Origin of the sequence: Pseudoalteromonas arctica A 37-1-2, from assembly GCF_000238395.3 — a bacterium.
Lineage (GTDB): Bacteria > Pseudomonadota > Gammaproteobacteria > Enterobacterales > Alteromonadaceae > Pseudoalteromonas > Pseudoalteromonas arctica.
Genome location: NZ_CP011025.1, coordinates 1,140,831 through 1,167,061, shown reverse-complemented (window position 1 = coordinate 1,167,061; position 26,231 = coordinate 1,140,831). Strand labels below are relative to the sequence as shown.

The window sequence follows — 26,231 nt, the reverse complement described above, 5'->3', positions numbered from 1 at the left end:
TTGCCATTTGGCAACCCTTTTTTAGTTGAACGTGAATTACTTTAAACGCTTACGCTTTACGCCACGTTGTTTTACCGGCTGAATCTTCAAGTATTACACCTAACGCATTAAGCGCATCACGTGCTTCATCAGCAGCAGCCCAGTTTTTACTTGCACGTGCTTCATTACGTTTTACAATTAATGCTTCAATTGTCGCAACTTCGTCGTCATCTTGCCCGCCTTGTAAAAAAGCTTCTGGTGCTTGTTGAGCAACCCCTAAAACGTTACCAATACTGCGTAATATAAACGCAAGTTGCCCAGCTTGAACTGCGTCACTTTCTTTTACGCGGTTTAATTCTTTAGCAAGTTCGAACAACACAGGTAGTGCTTCTGGTGTATTAAAGTCGTCATTCATTGCTTTTCTAAATTTAGCAACAAACTCATTACCTTCTAAATCGCACTCTACCGGTTCGACATCACGAAGCGCTGTATAAATGCGCTCAAGTGATGAACGCGCTTGGTCTAAATTTTCTTGTGAGTAATTTAGTTGGCTGCGGTAATGACCTGAAATTAAAAAGTAACGAACAGATTCAGGATCGTATGCTTTTAAAACTTCACGCACTGTAAAGAAGTTATCTAACGACTTAGACATTTTTTCTTTGTTTACTTGAACCATGCCAGTATGTATCCATGTATTTACATACTTGCCGTTGTTTGCACAGCACGATTGGGCAATTTCGTTTTCATGATGTGGAAACTGTAAATCAGACCCCCCACCGTGAATATCAAAATGCTCACCTAAGTGCTTTGAGCTCATTGCCGAACATTCAATATGCCAACCCGGACGCCCTTCACCCCAAGGTGATGACCATGATGGTTCACCTGCTTTTGCTTTTTTCCATAACACAAAATCAAGTGGATCGTCTTTATCTTGCGCTACTTCAACGCGAGAGCCTGATTGCAACATAGTCAAATCTTGCTGAGAAAGTGCACCGTATTGCTCAAACGTTGATACATCAAACAAAACATCGCCGTCGGCTGCGACATAGGCATGGCCTTTTTCAATCAAGCGCTTAACCATAACGATAATTTCATCCATATGGCTTGTAACTGTTGGTTCAATATCTGGGCGTAACATATTTAGGCTATCAAAATCTTCATGCATCGCTTTAGTCATGCGCACAGTTAAGTCGTTTATTGACTCACCATTTTCGTTCGCACGTTTAATTATTTTATCGTCGATATCTGTAATGTTACGTACATATTTCAAATCGTAACCAATATGGCGTAAGTAGCGCACAATAACGTCAAAACCTACAAAAGTACGAGCGTGTCCAATATGGCAGTAATCATAAATGGTGATACCACACACATACATGTCGATTTTTCCTTCGACCATAGGTTTAAATTGCTCTTTTTGTCGCGTGAGTGTGTTGTATATATTTACCATTTACTTTGAGTCCTTGACTATTTACTTGAACAGTTATGTTACCACTTGAAAAGCCCCTGCTCTAGCGCTTTATAACAAACCAAACATCTACTTTGTTAATCTTAGCCAACTACGATAAAATAGCGCCAATATTTAAACCGGATATAGGAAAACACATGGTTGTTCTACACACTAATTTTGGTGACATCACCATTAAAATGTTTGAGCAAGAAGCTCCAAACACAGTTAAAAACTTTTTAGAGTATGCAAATGCTGATTTTTTCAACGGCACTATCTTTCATCGTGTAATCGATGGTTTTATGGTTCAAGGCGGTGGTTTTGTTCCAGGTATGGAACAAAAAGAAGTAAACGACCCAATTCAGAATGAAGCTAATAATGGCCTGTCTAATAAAGTAGGCACTTTAGCTATGGCACGTACACCTGATCCTCATTCAGCTACAGCACAGTTTTTCATTAACGTGAACAACAACGACTTTTTAAACCACAGCAGCGAAACATCGCAAGGTTGGGGTTATTGTGTTTTTGCTGAAGTAGTAGAAGGCATGGACGTAGTAAATAAGATTAAAGCAGTTGCAACAGGTAGTACTGGTTTTCACCAAGACGTACCTCTTGAAGATGTGATTATCGAAAGCGTTACTGTTAACTAGTAACGTTTACTCATATTATGTGAGTATATAAGCGGGTGTGTACTATTAGTATATGCCCGTTTTTTTAAAACTAGAATAGACTGACCTATGACTCGCCAAACTTACTTTATTGCAGATTTACACCTAAGCGAAAACCGCCCCGACATTAGCGCTGCATTTTTTGACTTTTTAAATACACATATATTAAATAAAGATGTAGATGCACTTTATATTTTGGGTGATTTTTTTGAAGTATGGGTTGGAGATGACTACATTACTGCACTGAGTGCCGATGTAGCAAAACATTTAAGCGCCGTTAATGATGGTGGCACACCTGTTTATTTTATTCATGGCAATCGTGATTTCATTATGCGCAAGCAATATGCCGACATGGCCGCAATGACATTACTCGATGAACAAACAGTCATTGATTTATATGGCACGCCTACCGTTATTTTACATGGCGACGAAATGTGCACTCAAGACACTGAATATCAAAACTTTCGTAAAAAGAGCCGTGGTTGGTGGTGGCCAAAATTGATGCTTGCAATGCCGCTTTGGTATCGTAAAAAAATAGCGCGTAATGCCCGCGAAAAAAGTAAGTTAAGCCAAGCTGATAAACCTATCGAAATTTTAGACGTTGTCGATGAGGCTGTACTTGCCACCTTTGCCAAACATAACGTTACGAATATGATTCATGGTCATACTCATCGCCCTAATGTTCATACGTATAAAGTTAATGAACAAACACTTACTCGCACAGTGCTAGGTGACTGGTATACCCAAGGCTCTTATTTAGTCGTTACCCCTCAATCACAAGAATTAATTAGCACGCCTTTCGCATAATTTAAAATTCTGACTATTATTTATCTATATATATGAATAATAGTGAGAGGTTGAATGATTAAGCTGTTAATTTTCATCGTAGTAATTGCCATTCCTACACAAGTATTTAGCAAGCAAACATGGCAAATTGTTACAGAAAACTACCCTCCCTATTTTAGCGAAAACCTACCTAGTAATGGCTGGCTATATGAAATAGCCGAATCAGCTCTTAAAACGCAAGGTATTAATAGCGAAGCCGAGTTTACGACCTGGGACCGCGCCCTAAAGCTATTAGAAAAAACAGAAAAACCGCTATTTTAGGTGCTTTTTATTCATTAAAAAGAAATGAAGTTTTTTACTACTCTCGTCCACTTGCAGTTGCTCACTCAGGAGTTTTCAAACGAAAAGAGAGTGTTATTAATTTCGATGGTACAGTTCAATCATTAACACCTTATAGTATTGGCACAGAAGACAATGCCGTTGTAAGTCAAGAGTTTGCTAGAAATAGGGAGCTGGCAATAACGTCCACTAAAAGCCTTCCTACAAGCTTATATTTACTACAACAAGGGCGTATTGATTTAGTCGCGGGTACTAAAGAGGTTGGAAATTATTGGCTTGAACACACTAAAACCGAAGATTCAGATGATAATAATATTGAGTACTTATCGCCAGATCTTGCTTCTCATAAACTATATTTAGTTGTCTCTAAATCAAATTATAGAGCCAAAGAATACTTACAAAAATTTAATAGAGGAATTGATATAATAACTAAAAATGGACGCATTGCTAAAATTATGAAAAAACATAATTTCAGCAATCAGAAAATAGCAGAATATATTAATTTTTTAAAAGAAAATGAGGGTATTTAAACAGTGGGAACACCGCTGTGAAATTTAAAATCAGTATCGGTTGTCGAAATTAACTCTTTTTCTTTTTCACCAAAAAAGTTTACGCGATCGGTAATATCAAAATCAGCAATTTCTTGCGCTAAAGTTAAATAATCTTGGTAATGACGCGCTTCTGAACGTAACAACGAAATATAAAAATCACCTAAACGTTTGTCAACATGCGGTGCAAGCTTTGCAAAACGCTCACACGAACGCGCCTCAATATAAGCGCCTACTATTAGCTTATCGACTAATGCATCGGGCTCGAACGTTTTAACATGACGGAGCATGCCTTTTGCGTAACGACATGGTGTAATACTTTGATACTCAACACCGTACTCGTCCATAATTTCGAGCACTTGATAAAAGTGATGCAGCTCTTCTTTTATCAGCAAAACCATTTTATCGATTAGACCTTGCCCGTATGGAGAACTCGATTTAGGAATTATTGATTTAGTGAGCTTATTTTTAGCAGCCAGATCGCGCCAATTCCCTTCTCGCTTGTAAATAAGCGTTTCAAATGGCTTTAGCCACTCGAGTAATGCATCACTACCCTCTTTATCTACCGCGTATTTACGTATTAAAAACATCGCACTTTGAGCTGCTTTTAATTCACAAATTAAGTGATCTATTAAAATGACTGATAAGTTTTCTTTTTTAATTGCTTGCTCCACCCATTGCTCTGGGGTGGTACACAATAAAAAGTTATTAATCGGCTCTAAAAGTTGGCTATGTGGCACGTTGACTGCTCATTACTAAATAAATTTGATAGACCGTTATTTTAACACGAAATTTTGCTTGGGATAAATCAAAGCCCTTATCTGCGTCTAAATGTTAATAACGAGTTAACTTGACTTTGCAAAATAAGTGAACCATAACTGTACATAGACTGTATAAAAATAAACCAACCAAAACAATAATACGTTCCTTTTATGGAGTAAGTACTATGATACTAAATCACCTCTGGGGCATTTATGCTCACCCACTTGAAGAATGGCAAACAATAGATAATCGCCATGAAAGTTTAACCTATAGTTTGTCGCATATTTTACTGATTGCTTTATTTCCTTCAATAATGGGCTACTACTCATCTGTTTATTTAGGATGGAGTATAGGTGCAGGCAATCCCGTATTTTTAACGCACGATAGTGCACTGCTAATTGCAGGTGCAATGTATTTTGCTTTAATAGCGGGTGTTTTTGCATTGGCGTATTTAGCCCATTGGATGGCGGTTACATTTGGCTCTAAACCTACATTTACACAAACACTTGAACTTGCAGCATATACTGCAACACCAGTGTTTATGTCGGCACTCGCCGCTTTTTGGCCTGTACTTTGGTTTGTAGTGTGTATTGGAATTATTGCACTGGCTTACTCGGTTTATTTACTCTATACCGGCGTACCAATACTTATGCATATCCCAGAAGAGCGCGGCTTTATTTACGCCAGCTCGGTAGTAACGTGTGGATTAATATTACTGGTTATTATTTTAGCTGTAACAGCTATGCTTTGGACTAATGGGATTGTTAGCCCAATGTTTACTTAATAAATTTCACCTAAAAAAAGAGTCATGTTTGATAGAAATGTTCCCTTTCTTTCCTTCGCAAAAAAGGAGCTAATTAGCTCCTTTTTTTTGTGTAACGACTTTTTATTAACTAATCATTAATCAGCTTCGTTTTCGTCTTGGTTGTGTATTTCTAAACCTGAAGACATCGCACTTTCTCGGGTGCTTTTTGCTGAATCGTTACGTAGCTTATCAATACGATTTAAATAGTTTTGATCAATATCGCCAGTAATATATTGGCCATCAAATACTGAAGTTTCAAACTTAGTAATTTCAGGATTTTCTTGGCTAACCGCAGCAATTAAATCTTTTAACGATTGAAAGATTAAACCGTCAGAACCAATACTTGCATTAATATCTTCTACTTCACGTCCGTGAGCAATAAGCTCAGCGGCTGAAGGCATATCAATACCGTACACATTAGGGAAGCGTATTTCAGGTGCCGCTGATGCAAAGTAAACGTTTTTAGCGCCAGACTCTCGGGCCATTTCAACAATTTGTGCTGATGTTGTACCACGAACAATTGAGTCATCAACTAATAATACGTTTTTACCTTTAAACTCGCGATCAATTGCGTTTAGCTTTTGACGCACTGATTTTTTACGCATCTCTTGGCCAGGCATGATAAATGTACGACCAATATAACGGTTTTTAACAAAACCTTGGCGATACGGTAAATCAAGTACACGTGCGATTTCCAGTGCTACATCACATGAAGTTTCTGGGATTGGGATAACTACATCAATATCTTTGTCAGCCCATTCACGTGCAATTTTTTCGCCTAGTTTAGTCCCCATGTTTACGCGTGTTGCGTACACAGACATACGGTCTATTGTTGAGTCAGGTCGAGCAAAATAAACAAATTCAAAAATACACGGCGAGTAAGATGCCTTATCAGCACAACTAAGTGAATGGAATTCACCTTCTTCTGTAACATATATAGCTTCACCAGGGGCTACATCACGTACAAACTCAAAACCGTCCGGTTTCAACGCAACGCTTTCTGAGGCAAACATGTACTCAGTACCTTTTTCGGTTTCGCGTTTACCAAATACAAGTGGGCGAATACCATTAGGGTCGCGAAAAGCAACAATGCCGTGGCCGATAATCATAGCAATAGTTGCATAACCACCGCTTACTTTATTGTTTACTTCGGTTACCGCAGTAAAAATATCTTCAGGGTCTAAATGCAACTTATCAGATTTGCTTAATTCATGTGCCATGATATTAAGTAAAATTTCAGAGTCTGATGTTGTATTAACGTGACGACGTGCTTCTGAGAATAACTGCTCTTTTAAAGCTTCTGCATTAGTAAGGTTGCCATTATGGGCAAGTGCTATACCAAACGGTGAGTTAACATAAAAAGGCTGTGCTTCAGATGAGCTTGAAGATCCTGCTGTAGGATAGCGCACATGGCCAAGACCAATTGTACCTTGTAGTCGTTTCATATGACGTGTGTGAAAGGCATCTTTCACTAAGCCATTTGCTTTGCGCAAGCTAAACGTATTATTCTCAATGGTAATGATACCCGCGGCATCTTGACCACGGTGCTGCAAAACAGTTAAGCCATCATAAATCGCCTGATTAACAGGGGATGTTCCGACTATTCCAACGATACCACACATGTAATTTATCCTCGCCGATTAACGGTTTACTGAATTTAAAAAGCTCGAGTTGTTTTCTAGGTACGAAAAGAACCATTCAACAACAAAGCCAAATTCTGGAATCAAAATAGAATTGCCCCACCAGTGCGTATTGGGTGCACCAGTAAAAGCATCAAGAAAGAAGAGTAACGCGCTCACGACCAACACGCCTCGTAGAGCACCAAACACTATGCCAAAGACACGGTCGGTACCCGATAAACCAGTACGATGTACAAGCTCACCTAAAATATAGTTTAGTAAACCGCCTAACAGTAGCGTCGCAAAGAATAATATGGCTATGGCCGCAGCATTTCTTAAAAGGGGTTCAGAAATGGTTGTTAGGAAGGAAGCTAAATATTGGTAAAATAAGCTAGAGATGATAAAGGCGCCAGCCCATACCGCTAATGACATTGCTTCTTTTACAAAGCCGCGTATTAAACCGATGATGGTAGACAATGCAATGATGCCAATAATGGCGTAATCAACCCAGATCATAAGAACCAATTAGTCGCTAATTTGGGGCGCATTCTATACCCAAACATCGTTAGTATGCAAGTTTAAACGGGAGATTACTGGGTTGTAGTCAATACAAAAAATTAACATTATAGAATGGGTATTGTGAGATAAAGATAATGATAAAAACAAATATAAATAAATAAAGAAAGGCTTGTTATACAAGCCTTTTTATAATTATTTTGTTACTTCGTACTGCGTAACTTTACCATTTAATTTAGTAAGCTCTTTCAGCTGGGGAAGCTGCTTTTGTAATTCATTTTTATCAAGCGAAGGACCAACAAATACCTTGGTTAACGTCCCATTTGGGGTTTTAATCGGTTTAGTAAACGTTTTAAACCCTTCAACTTTTAATTTAGCCTGTAATGCTTTTACATTTGCAACATGTGAAAAACTACCTAATTGAATAACGTAAGCCATACTTGTTAGGTTTTCATCATTTTTACGAGGCGCAATAGGTTTTGGTTTAGCCTGAACCGGTGCCTTAGTGATCGGTGTAGCTTTGGGTTCAATAGTCGCTTCAACAACTTTATTCTCTACAGCGTAGTCACTCTCATCCATAGCGTTTTGCTGCTCAAAAGCTTCATCGTCAGCTTGAATATCTTCAATTTCATCTTGTTTTAGTGGCTCAGCATTAGCCATGTTTTCATCAATTGACTCTTGAAGATCGATTGTTTTGAACTCAGGGCGATCAGGTATCGCTTTAAAGCCCTCTTTATAATGCACTTTTTCGCCATCGAGTATATTAGGGATAAACACAATTGCTGCGATCACTACTATACTTGTTCCGACTAAGCGATTAATAAAACTTGAGTTCACCGACATCCTCTCTATTTTTTAAAGTAATTAATAGCGCCGGCCACTGTAAAAAATGAACCAAATACAATCAACATAGTATCACTTTGTTGTTTTGGTAAAATTACACTCAGTGCCTGTGCCACACTATCATAGCTATTGATAGTATTATGATGAGATATACCCTGCAGCGCATTTTGTAAATTACTTGCAGTGTCGCCTCGCGGACCACTTAAGCTCGCTAATGACCACTCATCGACCAAGTGACTTACTTCTTTAAGTACACCCACTTTATCTTTATCAGCAAGCATAGCGGCTAATGCATGAATTTTAAAGCCTTTATCTTTATAGCTTGATAACTTATTGGCTAAATAACGCGCCGACTCAGGGTTATGTGCTACATCGGTAAAGACTAAAGGCTCAGCGCTTAACTGCTGAAACCGCCCTTCTACAACTAAATTAGCGAGGCAACTTCGTATGACTTGCTCACTTGGTAATAAGTTTAAAACGCTTAGTGCAGTTAACGCCGTTGCTGCATTTTGACACGGTATTGCTGGCTTATCTATTACAAGATTATGTTCTTTATATTGCCAATTAAAGCTCTCAGCATTCTCTTTGAAAATAAAGTCACTGCCCGACAACGTCATATTGGCATTAATTTCTTTGCCATAATCAGTCATTGTGTGAGGAATATTTAAATCCCCTATAATAGCAGGCGTATTTTCACGAAAAATACCGGCTTTATCATAAGCCACTAACTCTCGTGTATCACCTAGGTACTCTTTATGATCTAAATCGATAGTGGTGATCACGCTTGCAAAGGGAGTTACTATATTTGTAGCATCAAAGCGCCCGCCTAGACCAACTTCTAGTAATACATAATCGACCTTACAGCGTTTAAAAATTGCCAACGCACCCAAAGTACCATATTCAAAATAAGTCAGAGGAGTGTCTTTACGGCCTTGCTCAAGCTGGTGAAAAGAATCTATATGGAATTGGTCTGCCAGTTCTTCGCCATTAACTCGTACACGCTCGTTATAACGAATTAAATGAGGAGATGCGTAAGTACCCACGCTAAAACCTTGCGCTAGCAATAGCGACTCTAAGCAACGTGCAGTGGTGCCCTTACCGTTTGTACCGGCAATAAGAATAATTTTACTTGGAGTGTTTAAAAGGCCAATATTGTTGGCAACATTAGCAACTCGTTCTAGGCCCATTGCAATGTTAGCTGGGTGAACACTTTCTAAATAAAAAAGCCAATCATCAAGGCTTGATGATTGGCTAGGAATTGTTTTTGTCATAGCGTGTAATCAGTAAAGCTGAAATTTACGCTACTCTATGCTCTTGTTCCGTAGAAGGCAAGTTCATAAATTTAGCTAAAATGCGTGCAAGGGTATCGCGCATTTCACGGCGGTCAATAATCATGTCAATTGCACCATGTTCTAGCAAAAATTCACTACGCTGAAAACCTTCAGGTAATGTTTCGCGAACAGTCTGCTCAATAACACGAGGACCTGCAAAACCAATTAACGCTTTAGGTTCAGCAACGTTAATATCACCCAGCATAGCAAGTGATGCAGATACACCACCCATTGTCGGGTCGGTCATTACTGAAATAAATGGAAGACCTTTTTCCGTCATTTTTGCAAGTGCAGCACTTGTTTTAGCCATTTGCATAAGCGACATAAGCGCTTCTTGCATACGTGCTCCGCCTGATGCAGAAAAACAAATAAGCGGCATGTTATGCTCTAAACATTGATCAACAGCATCAACAAAGCGAGCGCCAACAACAGAAGCCATTGAACCACCCATAAATGAGAACTCAAATGCTACCGCTGCCACTGGAATACCTTTTAATCGGCCTTTCATAGCTACAAGTGCATCTTTTTCACCACTTGCTTTTTGGGCTGCACTGATACGGTCAGAGTACTTTTTAGAATCTTTAAACTTAAGAATGTCTTTAGGCTCATGTTGTGTACCAAGCTCTTGACGATCACCTTCATCTAAAAAGTGCTCTAGGCGCTTACGGCCACTAACACGCATGTGATGGTCACACTTAGGACATACGTTTAATGACTTTTCTAATTCAGCTTTATATAAAATTGAATCACACGATGTACACTTAGCCCAAACACCTTCTGGGATTTCTTTACGACCTGATGATTTTGTCGTTTTAGGTAAGATTTTTTCTAGCCAACTCATTTGCAACTCTCTTAATACTGTTCTGTGTCGCGAGCCTGCTAATAGCAATTAGCAGACAAATTTTTTCAATTAAAACATGAATTACACTAACGCGGTATAAAAAACTGGTCTTAGTAGTTAAAAGTGCTTACAAAAAGTACTTATACCACATCTATATCAGGCAAAAATAAAGGGCCTAAAGGTGTTTGAGGAATATTAAATTGCTCAGGGTAGTCAACATCCACTAAATACAAACCAGCAGCCTTAGCGGTAGCACTGGCCTTTGCGCGTTCTTTACAATCAAGTAGCTCTTTTATCCATATAGGTTGTTGTTTATGTAAACCAACATCCATTAAGCTGCCTGTGATATTACGTACCATGTGATGTAAAAATGCATTCGCTTTAATATCAATAATAACGTAAGTACCTTGGCGCTGTACCGACAGATGATGAATTGTTCTTGTCGGTGTATTCGCTTGGCAATGTATCGCTCTAAAAGAGGTGAAATCGTGTTTACCTATTAAGTACTGACACGCCTCTTGCATCTTTGTTTCATCAAGATGATGATGAAAATGCGTAACCCCCTCGTTTAATACCGCACCTCGTAGGGGGGAGTTATAAATAACATAGCGATAACGACGAGCTGTAGCACTAAAACGGGCATGAAAGTCATCAGCAACCGGTTGGGCAAAGCGAATAGCAATATCTTTAGGCATTAAAGTATTCATACCTAGTGTAAATGCGACCATATCGCGATCGGCTTGCGTTTCAAAGTGTATTACTTGGCCTGTACCGTGCACACCAGCATCTGTACGCCCTGCACATATAACTTCAACAGGATGATTACAAATACGCGACAACGCTTTTTCTACTTCTTGCTGTACGCTATTTACATGTGATTGACGCTGCCAACCACTATAACGTGCGCCGTTGTATTCAACTCCAAGTGCTACTCGCATAATTACCGTTTTACCTACTGTGCTAATGAACGAGGCATTTTATGCTATCTAACGATGCAATAAAAGGAGACCTGTCGTAATCAAACCAATACACATAAAAAAACCCGTATTTAGCTAAGCTAGATACGGGTTCTTATAAACATTTTAATTATTTTAGTTTAGCTTTTAAGCTAAGTGCTTCCTCTTGAACTTCTTCAGGACCTTTGTTAATGACATCCTCAATAACTTTAAGCGCAGAATCAAAATCATCAATTTCAATATAAGCACGCGCTAAATCAAGTTTAGCTGAGTAGCCACCACTTTCAGCATCAACATCCGTTGGGTTATCACCTGCAAGTAATGCATCAAACTCACTCAAACCGACATCCATATTAACGTCGGTGTAAGGTTCGTGTTCAAGTTCAGCGTCGTCACTTTCTTCTAATAATGAATCAATATCTACAAATTCGTCATTATCAAGTTGCTCAACATCACTACCTTCAACAAGTGACTCTTTTGTAGTTAATGAATCATCTGTCTCTAAGTCTTCTTTTAGCAAGCTGTCAACATCAAACTCACTGCTGTCATCAACACTTAAGTCTTCAGGCTCTGCTAACTCACTAAGTAATGAATCAAAATCAGTTTGCGTCAAATTCGACATAAACTCTTCATCAAGTTCGTCGTCAGAGCTAATATCAGTGCTACCCACTTCATCTAAGCTTGTTAACTGTACTTCGCGCTCTGCATTTGTTTGCTCTTGCGATTCGTCTGATAACTCATCAGTTAGCGCTTGCTCTAAAATATCTTCGTCAAATTCAGCATCTAATTCAGAAAAATCATTTTCAATTAAAATCTCATCATCAAAATCATTTTCTAAACTATCTAAATCAGCATCTGCCATAAGTGCGTTTGCTAAATCTTGCTCAGCTTGGCTGGAAGCGACTCCCGGTGCCTCACCATCTAAATCATCCCCTTGTAATTCTTCAGGGGTAAATGGCAACTCACTTTCTAATGTTTCTTGAACTTCATCAAGGTTAAGAGGTTTGATGTCATCTTCAATACTTGGTGGTTCAACAGAATCAACCTCATTATTAATTTCTTGAAGTAAATCATCATCAAGCGACTCATCTTCAATCTCCGTTTCAGTTTCTAATTCAGAGAAGTCATTATCAATTAATAGTTCATCATCAAAATCATCTTCTAAACTATCTAAATCAACATCTGCCATAAGCGCATTTGCGAGATCTTTCTCTGTTTGACTAAGTGCTACTGCATTTTCATCACCCGATGCATCCCCTTTAAGCTCTTGCGGCTCAAACGAAGGCTCATTCTCTAATAATGATTGATCATCGTCTAATTCAAGTTCAGGATATTCATCCAACTCTTCACTTGGCGTTACAAGCTCGCTATCAAGCTGCTCTTCAATTTCAGTAAGATCTGAGTCATCGTCGCCCGCTAGCGGATCGTCACCAAGATCAACTTCTATTTCTTCAAGATCATCATCAAGCTCATCTAAAGACCAATCAGGTGTTTCTATATAGTCGTCATCAGTGGCCTGTTGTAGCTCACTTAAAAGCTCATCAACGCTCTTTAAAGTATCATCTGTATATTCTTCAAGTGCATCTTCAGGATCAAGAAGCGACTCTGATGTGTCTGAAAAATCATCAACCGTTACATCTATAAGTTCTGGCTCTTCTTCAAGCTTAGGCTCTTCTGCAAGCTCTGGCTCTTCTTCAAGTTCTGGTTCTTCTGCAAGTTCAGGCTCATCGTCAAGTTCAGGCTCATCGTCAAGCTCTGGCTCATCGTAAAGCTCGGGCTCTTCTACAAGTTCTGGTTCTTCTTCAAGCTCAGGCTCTTCTTCAAGCTCAGGCTCTTCTAAAGGCTCAAGTTCTTCTAAAAGCTCTGGCTCTTCTTCAAGCTCTGGCTCTTCTTCAAGCTCAGGCTCTTCTTCAAGCTCTGGCTCTTCTTCAAGCTCTGGCTCTTCTTCAAGCTCAGGCTCTTCTTCAAGCTCTGGTTCTTCTTCAAGCTCTGGCTCTTCTTCAAGCTCTGGCTCTTCTTCAAGCTTAGGCTCTTCTAAAGGCTCAAGTTCTTCTAAAAGCTCTGGCTCTTCTTCAAGCTCTGGCTCTTCTTCAAGCTCTGGCTCTTCTTCAAGCTCTGGCTCTTCTTCAAGCTCTGGCTCTTCTTCAAGCTCTGGCTCTTCTTCAAGCTCTGGCTCTTCTTCAAGCTCTGGCTCTTCTTCAAGCTCTGGCTCTTCTTCAAGCTCTGGCTCTTCTTCAAGCTCTGGCTCTTCTTCAAGCTCTGGCTCTTCTTCAAGCTCTGGCTCTTCTTCAAGCTCTGGCTCTTCTTCAAGCTCTGGCTCTTCTTCAAGCTCTGGCTCTTCTTCAAGCTCTGGCTCTTCTTCAAGCTCTGGCTCTTCTTCAAGCTCTGGCTCTTCTTCAAGCTCTGGCTCTTCTTCAAGCTCTGGCTCTTCTTCAAGCTCTGGCTCTTCTTCAAGCTCTGGCTCTTCTTCAAGCTCTGGCTCTTCTTCAAGCTCTGGCTCTTCTTCAAGCTCTGGCTCTTCTGTAAGTTCAGGCTCTTCATTTAATGATGAAGCAAGCGACTCAATATCATCAACATTTAATTCTTCTTGAGCATCTGCTAAATCCTCAACTGAGTCTGCTAATGCATTATCAATTTCTGAATCTCTTACATCTGAATTTTTTAGTTCATCATCAATTAGGTTATCTATGTCGTCTAAATCAAAGTCGTCACTTTTCTCAACTAATGATTTATCTGCAGTATCAACCGCTGCCTCATCAATTAAGCTATCTATGTCGTCTAAATCAAAGTCGTCACTTTCCTCAACTAATGAATCATTTGCAGTATCAACCGCTGCCTCATCAATTAAGCTATCTATGTCGTCTAAATCAAAGTCGTCACTTTCCTCAACTAATGAATCATTTGCAGTATCAACCGCTGCCTCATCAATTAAGCTATCTATGTCGTCTAAATCAAAGTCGTCACTTTCCTCAACTAATGAATCATTTGCAGTATCAACCGCTGCCTCATCAATTAGGTTATCTATGTCGTCTAAATCAAAGTCGTCACTTTCCTCAACTAATGAATCATTTGCAGTATCAACTGCTGCCTCATCAATTAGGTTATCTATGTCGTCTAAATCAAAGTCATCACTTTCCTCAACTAATGAATCATCTGCAGTGTCAACCGCTGCTTCATCAATTAAGCTATCTATGTCATCTAAATCAAAATCGTCGCTTTCTTCTAGAAGTTCATCTTCGTCGAGTAACTCTGCATCAATTGAGTCATCTGCCACATCACTTTTTGGGTCATTCGCTTCATCAATTAAGCTATCTATATCGTCTAAATCAAAGTCGTCGCTTGTATCAAGTTCAGCTGAAGTGTTATTTGAGGTATCTAATTCTGTTGATGTTTGATCTAATAATTCATCTATATCAAAATTATCATCATCTGCAAGCTCCTCACTTAAAGCCGCCATTTCATCATGAGACTCTAAGCTATCATCCTCTAAAGCTTCGCTTGTTTGCGGTGCATCAAACTCAGGTAGACTATCGTCTTCATCAAACAAGCTATCTAAATCGTCATTAGTTAGAATTTCATCATTGTTTATTGAGTCATCTGATAAGTCTAAATCAATATCTTCAGCGTTTTCATCTGAAGGTTGATCAAACCCTTGCTGCATAAAAATATCGAGTTCATCATCGTCATCGGTATTTTCATCATCAAAAACAATGTCATCACTTAGTAGACTTTCAAGCTCATCCTGATCGAGTAAATTTTCACCACCTGAAAAATCATCTAGGCCGTCATCTAAATCATCATCAGGCAACATATCATTTTCGAGATTATCATCAAGTTGAACACTCAAGTCATCTAAAGGGTCGGGTACAATTGGATCGTCATTTAAACTTGGGCCTAAATCATCATCGCCAGTGTAAATTGGAGTTTGTGGTAAAAAGTCATCATCGTTTTGTGGCTCTTCTTGATTACTTGCTCGTTTGCGTAAAAACATAACAATTGCAAAAATAATCAGTAGCCCAGGAATAAACATTAATAAACCTAGCACTATCGGATTTGAAAATAATGAGCTTAAATCAAACGATTCTTTTGGTACTATCTCTTGTTTTTTTTGTTGTGCAATAATCTCGTTTTGCTTAACAATTAGTTCTTTTAATTGATTTTGAATTTCACTGTCTTGTCCTAACTGTAAGCGTAAGTTTTCGAGTTCGTTTGAAATACCTGATAATTGTTTTTTAAGATTATTATTCTCAACTAAAATTTCTTCTACATTGCTTACAGAATTTTTAAATTGTTGTTGTAACTCAACCAGCTTAGTACTTTGCTCTGTTTTTATTTCATTTAATTCTTTCTGTATCTCTTTTTTGGCATCGTCTACGTCGACTTTACGAGCTTGGGTTACTTTTGTTTGTGCTGAGGTAATTTCGCTTTGCGTAAGTGTGCCATTTTTTTTCTTTTCCCATAATGCATCATCTTGCTCTGAGCGTTGTTTTGCAAGCTGTGTATTTACACCTTTTATTTCGGCTAAAGTAGGGATTTTTAAATAGGCACCATTTTGAATATGATTAAGATTTTGTTCTAAAAATGAGTTGGGGTTTTTGTTATACAAGGCCTGCATAACTTGATAAATGCTGACGGAGTTATCTGGGCGCACTTTAGCCGCTATACGCCAAAGTGTATCTGTTGGTTTAATTGGCCCAATAGATCGCCCTTGCGCACCATAGTCAACGCCTTTAGGTCCCTTTAATTGGGTACTGTCTTGAGAGTAAACTGGCGTTACTATCAATGCAGACGCTAATATAATAAGTGTAACTAAACCGCGCATGCTGATCCTTTAATATTTAAATATTAACAAAACACTTAAAGCTTAAGTGCATAAATATTGTTGATTATTGCTGTTATCAGCCAAATGACTGACTCGCATTTATTATTACAATCTATTTTTATTGCAAGCTCTATTCCAATTACAAACTATAAACCAGTTAAGGCTTAATATCCATCGCAACACCTTGAAAATAAATGCCTTAAAACATCTTTATAAATATTAATTTATTGAGTGTTATCAATCAGTTTTTATACTTTTAAAAATAAACGGCAAAAAACTGACAAGCTCATAAACAAAAAGCGGCAAACAAATAATGTTTACCGCTTCGAAAGTGTGTTCAGCGCTATTAACTATTACATGTAATTAGCAATAAGCTCTTCTGCAATTTGAATACTGTTAGTTGCAGCACCTTTGCGAGTGTTATCACTTACAACCCACATGTTTAATCCATGAGGATGAGAAATATCAGCACGTAATCGGCCTATATAAACAGTATCGTTACCACTAGCGTCAGACACTGCTGTAGGGTAATCACCTTCATCATCAATTAGCTCGACACCAGGCGCGTCTTTTAAAAGTTGCTTAACGTGTTCAAAGTCATAAGGCATGCGCGTTTCAATATTAATTGATTCTGAGTGACCAAAAAACACGGGAACACGTACACAGGTAGGATTTACTGCAATAGTGGTATCACCCAAAATTTTATGAGTTTCATTTACCATTTTCATTTCTTCGCGTGTATAGCCATTATCCTCAAAGCTATCAATTTGAGGAATAACGTTAAATGCAATTTGCTTTGGAAATACTTTATTATCCATAGGGCGTGCATTCATCAAGTTAGCTGTTTGCTTTGCAAGTTCATCAACCGCTTCTTTACCTGCGCCCGATACAGCTTGGTAAGTAGATACGTTAATACGGTCTATTCCGTAAGCATCATAAATTGGTTTAAGTGCTAACATCATCTGAATAGTTGAACAGTTAGGGTTAGCAATAATATTACGATTCCTAAAATCAGCTAGGCTTGAAGCATTAACTTCTGGCACCACTAGTGGGATTTCAAAATCATTTCTAAAGTGCGATGTATTATCGATTACAATACAGCCGGCATCAGCAGCAATAGGAGCATATTTTTCAGATACACTACCACCAGCAGAAAACAAACCTATATGCGCTTGGCTAAAATCAAAGCCTTCAACGTCAAGTACTTCAATGGTCTCACCACGAAACTTTATGTCTTCACCTGCGCTGCGGCTGCTCGCAAGTAAAAAAAGCTGATCTACAGGAAACTTACGATCTGCTAGCGTTTCAATGATTTGACGGCCTACTAAACCAGTAGCGCCAAGTACGGCAACGTTATATTTTTGCGACATATTTCTTCCTCTATAAACGACATTAAAACAACATCGTTAGTTAAATAATTATTTAGCTATGCTAAAGCCAAGTTGACTAAGTGCTGCTAGTTGTGGGCTATCACCTTGTAGGAATAAGGTGCTAAATTCTCGCCTTACCGGATAGTTTTTACGTAAACTATCAAAGCCCTCACCTTCTAAATGACGAAGTAAAATTCCGTCATCGCGGCGTACGTCATAAATTAAATGCACCAAACGGGCAATATCTTGCTCGCTAAGGCTTTGCGTAACAGTTGCATGTGTAATAGCAGGTATTGGTAAAAAATCATCCAACGATTTACTCACCTCTACACCTTTTAGGTCACACAATTTTTGATACAACATTTGTGTACCTCGTGCTTTCCCCTCAAGTGTATGCCCTGCGATATGCACACTGGCATAACGCACATGCTCTAGTAATTCAGTTAGAATATTGGGCTCTTTTTCCCATACATCAAGTACTATATCTAAATCAGCCCCAGCTTCCATTACCTCAAGCAATGCTTGATTATCAATTACGTCGCCTCGGCTTGCATTAATTAGCGTGGTTCCTGGCTTAAGTGCTTGTAATCGCTCTTTATTCATCATGTGCAGCGTTTTGTGCTCGCCACTTTTAATAAGTGGAACATGAAAAGTAACAACATCTGATTGCGCTAATAACTCATCAAGCGCTACATGCTCTTGTAGTAAGCCCTGTTCGTGCTTAATTGGATCGCATAACAGTAAGTCGACATTTAATGCTTTTAATTTTTGCGACAAACACGTGCCAATGTTACCCATTCCTACAATACCAATTGTTTGACCACACAATGGGCGCGCATTTTCTTGGCTTAATGCAAATAAACTACTAATTACATATTCAGCTACAGCAACTGCATTACAACCAGGAGCACTGGTAAAAGCAATATTTCTATCATGTAGTAATTGCGTATCAATATGGTCAATGCCAATTGTGGCAGTGCCCACAAAGCTCAGCTTGTTAGCTTGTGCCAATAGTTCATGATTAACATTAGTCACTGAACGAGTAAGGAGTACATCTACATTTATTAATTGTTCAGGCGTTAATTTACGACCATCAAAACGCTCAACCTCACCAAAGTCTGCAAAGTACTGCTCAACTAAAGGCATATTTTGATCGGCAAGAATTTTCATCACTGAGTCCGTTTGGCAATTAAGTGGCGCCATTGTAACGAACAACCAAGCCTTTACACAAACTAAAAAGGCGCATTTTAGCTGATACAAATACTTAAAAGTGGTTATGTTGATTGTTTTAAATCAGCAATTTAAATTAGGGATTTAAATTATGTGGATAATAATTTTACTATTGAATATATAAAGGCCGAATCACAGCATGATTCGGCCTTTATTATGAAAAATAAACGTCAATTACATTGAATTTTATTTACTTGATTTTAGTTTATAGCTCAAAATCTTTTTTGAATTTCAAACCAAATTCACTGCGGTCATTACTACGCATTACACCAACAAAACCTGATTGTTGTAGGCGACCAACATCGTAAACTTCGTTTAGAACGTTTTCACCATACAGTGTAACTTCCATATCGCCATATGGATTAGTGTACGAAATATTAAAACCAACTAGTTCACGAGAATCAATAGTCTCACTTTGGTTGTAAACTGATTGACCTTGCATTTCACTGCGATACGAATAATTAGCATTGAACGCAAGTGTTGCGCCACTCTCTAAATCCATAAAGTAAGAAGGTGCAACCATGACAGTCCAGCGTGGCGTCAGTGCTGGTGAATCACCTTTACCTATACCTTGTACGCCCTCAGCCACTTCTGTTATTTCAGAATCTAAATAACCAACTGCACTACGAATAGTAAAGTCATCGGTAATAGCAACAGTTGTTTCAAGCTCAATACCTTGCGCTTTAGATTGACCCGCATTTTCTACAGTTGTTACAAAGCCACCACCCGCTGTTGGATCTGAAAACGGTAATGCTAAATCGGTGTAATCAGTCACAAATACCGCAAGCATCATAGATACATTTTCGTGTACTTGGCCTTTTAAGCCCATTTCGTAGTTAATCGCTTTTGTTTCGTCAAACGATACAAATTGGTCTGGCCCACTAAATGGACGCGGCGGAAAACCACCTGTTTGATAGCCTTTTTGAATCTGGCCATACACATTCATATTATTGCTAAGCTGGTAAGAGGCATTTACATCCCAAGTAACAGCATCAAAGTCGGCGCTTACATACTTACGAGTTGGAAATGATGGGAATATAGCATTTGCATCTTTTTTGTCTTTTGAATAACGAAGGCCACCACCAACCGTTAAATCGTCAGTTAAATCGTAGCTGGCATTTATATATGCTGCATACGAATTAGTTTCTTGGTTAATTTCAAATTCGCCGTAACCGCCAACTGATTCTGTTACACCATCATTCAACAAGCCATTAGGTGTATTAAATGGGCTGAATACAAATGGGCCTGAACGTGTAAAGCCATCTTCATTAAAAAAGTAAAGACCAGATACAAAGTCCATATTATCGAATGTTGCATTTAGCTGAACTTCAAATGAGTATTGATCAGCACCGCCCTCCTCTGGAAACTCAGACAAGTTTAAAGGTGATGCATCATCATCTAGGCCACCTTCATACTCAGATGTACGGAAGCTTGAGATAAACTTAGTAGTATAAGTATCGTTAATTGCCCAATCGGCTGAAAACGATGTACCCCAACCTGAGTAAGAGGTAGATTCAATACCTGCAACAGTTGTGCCTAAATCATCAGGGTCTGATGGAATTAAATCTTGAGTCAATAATGGGAAGTCGCCATTATTAAGATTATTTGAGTCTAGTGGGTCTGTCAATTCAATTGTATAAGGCGATTGGCCTGACTCGTTATCAACCCCATCTAAAGAAAAAGTGAATGCTAAGTCGGTATTTGCTTGCCATTTGAGCGCAACACGGCCGCTAAATTCTTCTTCTTCACCAATTTCTTTTTCTGGGTTTGCTAAATTAACAGCTTCGCCCACACCATCACGCGTTTTGTACGATGCACTTGCAGACATACTTACATCATCTGTTAGTGAGTTATTAAAATAAACATCACCGGCAATACGTCCACGACTTCCCAGCTTAGCTGTAGTAGTAACAATACCTTCATCACCAGGTTGCTTTGTAATTACATTTACAGCGCCACCTAATGTATTACGGCCATATAAAGTACCTTGAGGGCCGCGAAGTACTTCAACACGCTCAACATTAGGTAATGATAAGTTAGAACCCATTTGACGACCTAAGTACACACCATCAAGATACACACCCACACCCGGATCGGTAGTTATTATGTGATCTTGCAAACCTATACCACGGATAAATACAGACGCATGCGCAGAATTGCCCACGCCATAGCGGGTAATATTTAAATTTGGAACATATTTACCAATATCTTCAAGATTACTCATATTGGCTTTATCAATTAGGTTAGCGCCAATTGAAGTGATAGCGGTTGGAGATTCAAACAAGCTCTCTGTACGTTTACGGGCTGTGATTTCTATCTTTTCAAATGCGTCTTGTTTAGCTGTTGTTTTAGTTTCTTCGGCGTTTACAGAGGTAGTGAGTGCAGCAAAAATTGCTAGACTTAACTGTGAGAGTTTACGTAATTTCAAAATATTCTCCAAAGGATACCGTGTGATTTAGTTATGCATTTATACTTAAAAGTATAAATTTCAGGCATAAAAAAAGATGCGTAATGCATCTTTCCTCTGGATGGGTATTATATGACAGAATTGTGAAGAAATGTATAAATTATTTGAATAAACGCATGAAGCAACAGGTGAATTTAAAGTTTTCACTTCAATTAAAGACATTGAATCACATTAACCCATTGTATTATAATAAAAAAAACAAAAAATTTAATTTAGCGATATAAATAGACAACCATCTTGGCCACTCGCTTTCCAAAAACAAAAAAAGAACAATAAAAGAACATAAATGAATTAGCCTATCATTGAATTTAACCAAAAATAAGAATATAGTACTAAAATGTAGTCTATGGATAGAATATTATGAATATTGAAAACACAGCTGATAAAAGCCTCAAATGCTTCACAAATCCAAATTACACTTCACTTTTTTGTGTTGCAGCTGACTTCAACGTTTTACTTGTTAATTATCAAGCTTTAAACGTCATTACCAATTATGAACTTATTAATCAATTCATGCTAAAAAATGGTCACCAAGGACTGGTAATTTTTGATGTCCCAAAAGACTGCGATGTACTAGCATTAAAAGAGTGGCCAAATTTAAAAGGATTGTTTTACGAAGGCACTGACGAAGTACTACTTCAACAAGGATTAGAAGCCATTGAACAAGGAAAGTTATGGTTCCCTCGTGCAGTAACCGATGATTGGATGAGGCAAATGCTAGCGAGTGAACAACAAACTACGCTGCAATCAAACAACTTAACCTGCAAAGAAATGAAAGTATTAAACTTATTATTTTCTGGCTTACATTCAAGTGCAATTGCCGACACTTTATTTATAAGTGAAGCTACTGTTCGCGTCCACCTACACAAGGTTTACCAAAAAATTGCTGTGAAAAATAAGCAACAAGCATTACTTTGGTGTCAAAAAAACTTAAATAGAATTAATAGTTAAGTGGGCTTATTTGAAACCTTATTATGTCAGAATATTCACCGGCAGCTTGCCTTTCAAAATCATTTAGCTGAATTTTTAAAGGTAATAAATAAACGGTTTGCCCTGAATATGAGAATTTATGTTGTGATACGTTATTTAGTTCAAGCCAACTTCCTGCCAGATCTAGACTGTAATTAATTGCATATTTATCTCTATAGAGACTGTGTATTAATTTACCATTATTATCTGAACTTACAGATAATTGAATATCTGAATTAGTAACAACTTGTAAACTAGGTAACATAGTGTATTCCTTACCCGGTATTAGCTCTCCCAAATTAATAGTATTTGAAAATGTATTATACCCAAGTACAGAAAGACTTGTTCTAGGCACAATATTTTCTTGAATGCTATATTCTCGTTCATCTAACAACTTGCTCCCCTGATCGTATAATTTCATTTGGAGTCTATCTGTATAGACACCAGCTTTAATCGGCGTTCCTGATGGTATTAGTAATGACAATATCGTCGAAGAATTAGTAAAGCTCAACTTTAAAGTTGATGTGCTAACTAACTGACTCTGTATACTTTGCATTTGGTACGGAACACTTTGAAATTGCCCTTTTAACTGAGCTTGGTTCTCACTTGTAATCACGAGCTGTAATTGACAACTCTCATCATTAATAACGCTTATACGTAACTCTTTCTTAGAGTCTACTTGCTGTAAGGCATGGTAGCTTTCAAAATCATCATAAATATGTTCAACCTTATCGAACCTAGCAGCACATTGCGCATGAATTAAAGGCGTAAAAATAAATAGTGCTAAACCACCCAATAATAAACTTACTTTTTTATTGTACATAAATAGCTCCTTTGCGCTGTAATTGTTCACCTTCGGATACTTCAATCGTAAAATGTGACTTTTCTGCATTCTTAAGTGTAATTTCATAATTACAGGCGGTTAAACCTGTTAATGCAAATCGTCCTTTTTTATTCGTAAAAAATGTATGCTCTTTCTTACTACTATTATCTAAACAAATAGCCGTTCCAACCTGTAACGATAATGGCTTTTTTTGTTGATCGTACAGCGTTGCAATGACTGATATGTTAGCGGCAGTCCCTATTGTAATTGCATGACCCGTTCGATAAGGTGAATAAAGAGTAATAATACCAGAACCTATATCATACCCTGGCGCTAAGTTATCAATATCGACTGCAACGTTGGTTGAGGCGTATGAACTTATATCGTTCAATAAAATAGTCTCGAAGTCTTCATTATCGGCCCTATATTCATCTTCATATTGCCCCAATATAACTTTTTTTCCTTTAAGGCTAGAGTGAGGTTTTACTAAAGCGAAGCTATCGTATATGGGTTTCCCAACAGCCCAGCTCTTATCTGCAAATGCTATACTTGACGCCAAGCTTAATCGGCTCTGATGGTAAGCTGAGTCCTCATTAAATTGCTCGTAAAAACTCCCATGATCAAAGTTCATAACAAAACGATTCGCGTTATATTGAGTATTTAAATCAAAAATAGCTTCATTTTGATCATTTTTTTCAAGCCCAGCTCTTATGTTCAAAGCTCCAACATAGCGCTGATTACTATCTTGAGAGAATTCTAAACGTGTTTTGTCACGCCTAGATTGGTGAGATAATTTAGCCCGTCGAGTATTAGAAAACTTATAAGTGACAGACAACCTTACATCCCATTGACTTTCTTCAGCGAGACCCTCCCACTGCCCACCTAAACTATATCTCCATTGGCTATTATCGATCTCACCAGAAAGACTAACCCCAATTGATTTATCAAATTGAGCTTCATCATATGACCTTGATAAGCTTGTAAAAAAAGATGTTTGCGTATTATCGCCCCAAAAAAAACTATAATTAGCCTGAATATAATGCTCTCTTAAGCGAGAACTAGATTGAGAATCAGGCCGATAACCAAGGCCTGTAAAATATCTTGATGAGTATTCATAACCCACCGTAATGTCAGTGTTATTATCACTATGATTTCTATAGTTACTATAAACAATGCGATAAGCATGGCCTGTTTTTTCATTGAAACTTATCGCATTTTCAAACGCAATCTGTCCAATTTTAGCTGCATAAATATTTTTAAAACCAACCTGCTGAGAATACTCATCACCCTGTACTGCCGCACCCGCTGTCCAGCTAGGTGTAATGCCATAATCAAGATAAAAGCTGGCTAGTGGCTCGTCGTAATCATAATCTAGCTCACTACCTAAGCGTGAAGGAACGCCTAAATGAAACTCATATTCAAGTTGCCCTTGAGCAAAAAGATCTAAACCTGTCGTTACGTCAAAATCAACAAAACGCACAACTCCTGCTATATCAGTGATCCTCAAAGTAATATTATTGCTTCCTTCATTAAGGGGAATATCATCAAGAGAATATATACCTGCGGCTAAATTAAGTTTTTGTACTATCCGCTCGCCAACTAACACCTCTACAGAGGATGGACTCTCTAAGGTAAAGCTACGAGAAGCACTGGGTCTGATAGGTCTGTCAGAAACTAGCGAAAAATCATGTGAAAGCGACAAACCTAGTACCCGTGCTGTTGATTGAAAATAACTACCTGAACTATAATTATCACCGACTGATATACGTAACCCACTAAGCGGTAGGTCATGTATTATACGAGTACCTAAGCGACTAATATTTGATGAAGTAGGAGCTACTTCAGATAAATACTCCACTTCGTTTTCTAAAACCCAGTCTTCCCAGCTCACTACCATTTCAGAGCGAATAGCTAAGAGCTCATCTGTTGTGTCCTCGCCTTTATCTTGCTGATAAAAATAACTTGAATAAGCATTAACAAATCCACTTAGTTTAGCGGGTTCCGATGCTGTTAAATTCCTTGAATCAGATTTTAAACTTAGCTGTTGAGGGCGAGTCAGTGTAAGAGGTACTGATATTTCTAAGCTAAAATCACTCATATCGAATGAAATATTATATCCAAATGACTCTAATGCTTTTGTATCAATAACATTCTTATTAACTTTAGACTCTAAAGAATCAAAATCTTCTGAAAATAAAAGTCGTTCGAATGAAACTTTAATTTCACTCCATTTGAGTGATAAATTATCATTTGGGTCAACTGCAAGAGTTAATTTACCAATAGCATTTTTATTCAGTTCTGCTTCAACACTGAGTTCGATGGTTCTTTTAGACGGGTTAATTTTTGAATAACATAATTGAGTAAAGCTCAATAAAAATATGCATAATAAAACTCGCATAACTAGCGAGCCAGCACTAAACGTAGATGATTTAAACTTCCTTCCTGTAAAGATTGTGGCATAGGGACTTTTATGACACTGGTGCTATGAGGAGCAAAAAAAACATCGTATCCGTTTGCTTTTAATTGATCTTTTAAAATTCGATCGCTCAGGGTTTTATTTTTAGTGATTTTTATTTCATAATCACTTAATCGTCCTGCCCCTTTTCCTTCATTTAATACTTCAGTGACGATAAAGCCATCCTCAACATGAGGTTCTTTTATAGTCAGTTTAGGAACTAATCGAGGTTGATCCAAATGAACAATTAAATTTACATTTAACAGCATCGTAAGTTGTGACTGTTTATTTATAGACTGCTTTGCAATGGGCTGCTCAATCAAACTAACTTGATAGCTTTTATCTGTACTAGGAAGTTTTTTATCTAACCATCTAAATTGCAACTGCTGGCTTTGCCCTGGTTGCAAAAATAGCGATGGAGGGAAAACCCACAATGGAGAGTCATCTAAAGAAATTAATTTAGGCGTGCCTTGAGAAAAGTCAATTTCGTAAATTTGGATATCAAAAGCAATGTCTCTTGGTAACTGATTGTGAACCAAGCTAGAAGCGTTACTTGAACGACTATCAGGGGAGAAAGTAACCACCATAGGCGTTACTTCTACAGCAAAGGTCGGTGCAATTACAATTACATATATAAGAAAGTAACTGCATATCC

General features: G+C 38.1%; 20 protein-coding genes. 5 read left to right on the top strand and 15 right to left on the bottom strand.

Going from position 1 to position 26,231, the window contains the following annotated elements; translation table 11 throughout:
• Window positions 1-49: 49 nt before the first annotated feature.
• Window positions 50-1,429 carry a cysteine--tRNA ligase gene (gene cysS, locus PARC_RS05220; protein ID WP_007580933.1) on the bottom strand — a complete coding sequence of 460 codons (1,380 nt, stop codon included), beginning with the start codon at window positions 1,427-1,429 and terminating at the stop codon, window positions 50-52.
• A gap of 155 nt (window positions 1,430-1,584) precedes the next feature.
• On the opposite strand from cysS, the gene PARC_RS05215 reads away from it, so the two are divergent.
• The 3 genes from PARC_RS05215 to PARC_RS21725 all read left to right on the top strand — a co-directional run bounded on the left by PARC_RS05215 (window position 1,585) and on the right by PARC_RS21725 (window position 3,201).
• Window positions 1,585-2,076 carry a peptidylprolyl isomerase gene (locus tag PARC_RS05215; RefSeq protein ID WP_007580931.1) on the top strand — a complete coding sequence of 164 codons (492 nt, stop codon included), beginning with the start codon at window positions 1,585-1,587 and terminating at the stop codon, window positions 2,074-2,076.
• 87 nt (window positions 2,077-2,163) lie between these two features.
• Window positions 2,164-2,901, top strand: a complete 738-nt coding sequence (locus tag PARC_RS05210) for a UDP-2,3-diacylglucosamine diphosphatase (protein WP_007580929.1) — start codon at window positions 2,164-2,166, stop codon at window positions 2,899-2,901.
• Window positions 2,902-2,955: 54 nt separating this feature from the next.
• Window positions 2,956-3,201 carry a hypothetical protein gene (locus tag PARC_RS21725; RefSeq protein WP_010553846.1) on the top strand — a complete coding sequence of 82 codons (246 nt, stop codon included), beginning with the start codon at window positions 2,956-2,958 and terminating at the stop codon, window positions 3,199-3,201.
• Window positions 3,202-3,745: 544 nt separating this feature from the next.
• Here PARC_RS21725 and miaE read toward each other — a convergent pair.
• Window positions 3,746-4,507 (bottom strand): tRNA isopentenyl-2-thiomethyl-A-37 hydroxylase MiaE, encoded by a 762-nt coding sequence (gene miaE, locus PARC_RS05200; protein WP_010553847.1) that lies wholly within the window; start codon window positions 4,505-4,507, stop codon window positions 3,746-3,748.
• 206 nt (window positions 4,508-4,713) lie between these two features.
• On the opposite strand from miaE, the gene PARC_RS05195 reads away from it, so the two are divergent.
• On the top strand, window positions 4,714-5,313 hold the full coding sequence (locus PARC_RS05195; RefSeq protein ID WP_007580923.1) for a Yip1 family protein: 600 nt from the start codon (window positions 4,714-4,716) through the stop codon (window positions 5,311-5,313).
• Between the two features lie 116 nt (window positions 5,314-5,429).
• On the opposite strand, the gene purF is transcribed toward PARC_RS05195, so the two are convergent.
• The 10 genes from purF to PARC_RS05145 form a co-directional block, all read right to left on the bottom strand.
• Window positions 5,430-6,956, bottom strand: coding sequence for an amidophosphoribosyltransferase (purF, locus tag PARC_RS05190; RefSeq protein ID WP_007580920.1), 1,527 nt, complete (start codon window positions 6,954-6,956; stop codon window positions 5,430-5,432).
• 18 nt (window positions 6,957-6,974) lie between these two features.
• Entirely contained in the window at window positions 6,975-7,469 is a 495-nt protein-coding gene (locus PARC_RS05185; RefSeq protein ID WP_007376853.1) for a CvpA family protein, read from the bottom strand.
• 195 nt (window positions 7,470-7,664) lie between these two features.
• Window positions 7,665-8,306 (bottom strand): SPOR domain-containing protein, encoded by a 642-nt coding sequence (locus PARC_RS05180; RefSeq protein WP_010553848.1) that lies wholly within the window; start codon window positions 8,304-8,306, stop codon window positions 7,665-7,667.
• Window positions 8,307-8,317: 11 nt separating this feature from the next.
• Complete coding sequence (gene folC / locus PARC_RS05175) at window positions 8,318-9,583, bottom strand: bifunctional tetrahydrofolate synthase/dihydrofolate synthase (protein ID WP_010553849.1); 1,266 nt, start codon at window positions 9,581-9,583, stop codon at window positions 8,318-8,320.
• 25 nt (window positions 9,584-9,608) lie between these two features.
• Entirely contained in the window at window positions 9,609-10,484 is an 876-nt protein-coding gene (gene accD / locus PARC_RS05170; protein WP_007376856.1) for an acetyl-CoA carboxylase, carboxyltransferase subunit beta, read from the bottom strand.
• Window positions 10,485-10,624: 140 nt separating this feature from the next.
• Window positions 10,625-11,422, bottom strand: a complete 798-nt coding sequence (truA, locus tag PARC_RS05165; RefSeq protein ID WP_007584098.1) for a tRNA pseudouridine(38-40) synthase TruA — start codon at window positions 11,420-11,422, stop codon at window positions 10,625-10,627.
• A gap of 148 nt (window positions 11,423-11,570) precedes the next feature.
• Window positions 11,571-16,262: a FimV/HubP family polar landmark protein gene (locus PARC_RS05160; protein WP_096058053.1), complete on the bottom strand. Its 4,692-nt coding sequence runs from the start codon at window positions 16,260-16,262 to the stop codon at window positions 11,571-11,573.
• A gap of 353 nt (window positions 16,263-16,615) precedes the next feature.
• Window positions 16,616-17,632, bottom strand: a complete 1,017-nt coding sequence (locus PARC_RS05155; protein ID WP_007586655.1) for an aspartate-semialdehyde dehydrogenase — start codon at window positions 17,630-17,632, stop codon at window positions 16,616-16,618.
• Window positions 17,633-17,680: 48 nt separating this feature from the next.
• Entirely contained in the window at window positions 17,681-18,802 is a 1,122-nt protein-coding gene (locus PARC_RS05150; protein WP_010553850.1) for a 4-phosphoerythronate dehydrogenase, read from the bottom strand.
• A 265-nt stretch (window positions 18,803-19,067) separates the two neighbouring features.
• Window positions 19,068-21,290: a TonB-dependent receptor gene (locus PARC_RS05145; protein ID WP_010553851.1), complete on the bottom strand. Its 2,223-nt coding sequence runs from the start codon at window positions 21,288-21,290 to the stop codon at window positions 19,068-19,070.
• Between the two features lie 399 nt (window positions 21,291-21,689).
• On the opposite strand from PARC_RS05145, the gene PARC_RS05140 reads away from it, so the two are divergent.
• Complete coding sequence (locus PARC_RS05140; RefSeq protein ID WP_010553852.1) at window positions 21,690-22,280, top strand: LuxR C-terminal-related transcriptional regulator; 591 nt, start codon at window positions 21,690-21,692, stop codon at window positions 22,278-22,280.
• Here the strand turns inward: PARC_RS05140 and PARC_RS05135 are convergent.
• The 3 genes from PARC_RS05135 to PARC_RS05125 are packed head-to-tail and all read right to left on the bottom strand — an operon-like array spanning window position 22,270 to window position 26,163.
• Complete coding sequence (locus PARC_RS05135) at window positions 22,270-23,121, bottom strand: hypothetical protein (RefSeq protein WP_010553853.1); 852 nt, start codon at window positions 23,119-23,121, stop codon at window positions 22,270-22,272. The two genes, PARC_RS05140 and PARC_RS05135, sit on opposite strands and share 11 nt — an antisense overlap.
• Window positions 23,111-25,519 (bottom strand): fimbria/pilus outer membrane usher protein, encoded by a 2,409-nt coding sequence (locus tag PARC_RS05130; RefSeq protein ID WP_010553854.1) that lies wholly within the window; start codon window positions 25,517-25,519, stop codon window positions 23,111-23,113. Before PARC_RS05130 ends, PARC_RS05135 begins: the two co-directional genes overlap by 11 nt.
• 2 nt (window positions 25,520-25,521) lie before the next feature.
• Complete coding sequence (locus PARC_RS05125) at window positions 25,522-26,163, bottom strand: fimbrial biogenesis chaperone (RefSeq protein WP_148664645.1); 642 nt, start codon at window positions 26,161-26,163, stop codon at window positions 25,522-25,524.
• Between the last annotated feature and the right edge of the window lie 68 nt (window positions 26,164-26,231).